The 1,807-nt window shown below is 69.7% G+C and carries 1 protein-coding gene and 2 pseudogenes; 1 reads left to right on the forward strand and 2 read right to left on the reverse strand.

Going from position 1 to position 1,807, the window contains the following annotated elements; translation table 11 throughout:
• Nucleotides 1–198: 198 nt before the first annotated feature.
• The coding region (locus CF70_RS10020) for an Sbal_3080 family lipoprotein (RefSeq protein ID WP_235184983.1) at nucleotides 199–715 on the forward strand (517 nt) is incomplete at its 3' end.
• Between the two features lie 56 nt (nucleotides 716–771).
• Here the strand turns inward: CF70_RS10020 and CF70_RS37630 are convergent.
• A pseudogene (locus CF70_RS37630) lies at nucleotides 772–898 on the reverse strand (succinylglutamate desuccinylase); the annotation flags it as partial.
• A 1-nt stretch (nucleotide 899) separates the two neighbouring features.
• Nucleotides 900–1,760: pseudogene (locus CF70_RS10025) on the reverse strand (M14 family metallopeptidase); the annotation flags it as partial.
• Between the last annotated feature and the right edge of the window lie 47 nt (nucleotides 1,761–1,807).

Genomic DNA, 1,807 nt, shown 5'->3' on the forward strand with positions numbered 1-1,807 from the left:
TGCAGCCGGACGCCACCGCCGGACCCTTTTCCCCGCTCTGTTCCACCGATTGCCGCCGCCACGATGGCCTAAAGTTGGCGCTCGCGCCTGCCGACAACACGGTTCATCCCGCCAGGCGCGCCGCCACGGCAGCCGCCGGGCAGGTCCGCCGGCGCCGGGGTGCGCCGGGCACCCTTGCAGCAGCGAACCAGGAGCATCATGAAGAAAGCATTGCTAGCCGTCACCGCCAGCCTGGGCTTGCTGGCCACCGGCTGCGCCACCTACCAGTCCGTCGTCCCGGTCGACCGCGGGGACCACATCGCCGCAGCGCAGCCGGCCGACGGTACGCTGTTCTGCGTGATCAGCAACCCGGTCGGCAATGCCTACATGGACGCGCTGCGCGATTCCATCCAGGCGCGCGGCTTCGAGTTCAAGGTCTTGCCACCCGGCGCATCGATTGTCTCGTGCCCCTATACCGCGACTTATGTCGCGCAACGGCAGTCGTACTGGCGCGATTTCCTCAGTTCAGCCGAGATCGTCGTCTACATCGGCGGCGACCGCGCCGGCAAGGCGAACTACGACGCGCTGCGCAGCGCCGGCGGCCTGAACCTGAGCAACCTGGTGGTGCCCGAGGCGAAGATCGAGGAACTGGTCGATCAATTGCTGCCCGGCATGCGGCCCAAGCAGTCCACCACCGGCACGGCAGGCGCGCCCGCCGCGCCGCCCCCACCGGCCANGCCCTCACCGGCTACGCCAGCCTGAACACCCGCCCGCGCGCGGACCGGCGTCCAGTCAGCCGATCACCTGGCCCAGCCGCACCACGGTGACGCCGGGGCGCAGTTGCCGCAACGAAGGCATGACCAGTACGCAATCCGGGTACGGCGTGACCACCGGCTCCCCCCCCCCCCCCCCCCCCCCCNGCGCCAGCCGATCACGGTGCCGGCCTCGGCGAAGGTTTCCAGCCCGGTGTACGCGCCGGCGAAGCGGAAATCCATGCTGCTGGCCACCACCGGCTCCGTCACGCGTACCACCCGCTGCGGGTGCAGGAGCCACAGCCAGCCGGCGGGCACGTCGTCGGCATCGATCACGCCGGCGTTGAGCAGGAAGCGCGCGGTGCTGTCCTTGGCCACGCCCACGGCGGTGGCTTCCCAATGCTGGCCGCACTCGACCAGCAGCGCGTTCCTGGCGCTGGCCGGGTCGCCAAAGCCTTCGTAGTCACGCATGCGGCGGCCTTCGGGGTGGCCTTCGTCCACGATCACGTTGGCCGGCGCACCCACGGCGCGCGCGAGGGCGATGCCCTTGTCGAGCGGGCCGGAGACGATCAGCGGCAGGCTCTTCTCGTGCATGGAGTGCAGATCCAGCAGCAGGTCCACGGTATCGATGACCGGGCGCATGGCACGCGCGCGGCGCAGCTCGGATGAATCGCGGGTGGTGTCGTCCAGCACGGCCGCCGTCCACACGCGGTTGAAGTCCTGGTCCACGTAGCGCGACGCATCCGGGCGGGCCGCATCGAAGGTGTGGTACGCGTCGACGTTGGCGAAGGCCAGCGTCAGGCGGCCACGGCGCGGACGCACGCCGAGATCCAGCAGTGCCTTGACGGTGATGGCGCCGCACACTTCGTTGCCGTGGGTCAGCGCGTTGACCATCACGTGCGGGCCGGGCACGCCACTATCGAAGGTGTGGACGTAGGGCACGCCGCAGTTGCCGGCGGCATAGGGGCGGATATCGGGGAATTCGACTTCAACCGGGTAAGCGTCGAAGCTGGGGGCAGTGGTGGTCATGTCTGTGGGTCGGCTAGGTTGCCTGGGTTGCCTGGGTTGCCTGGGTT

Source organism: Cupriavidus sp. SK-3 (assembly GCF_000611145.1).
Taxonomy (GTDB): Bacteria; Pseudomonadota; Gammaproteobacteria; order Burkholderiales; family Burkholderiaceae; genus Cupriavidus.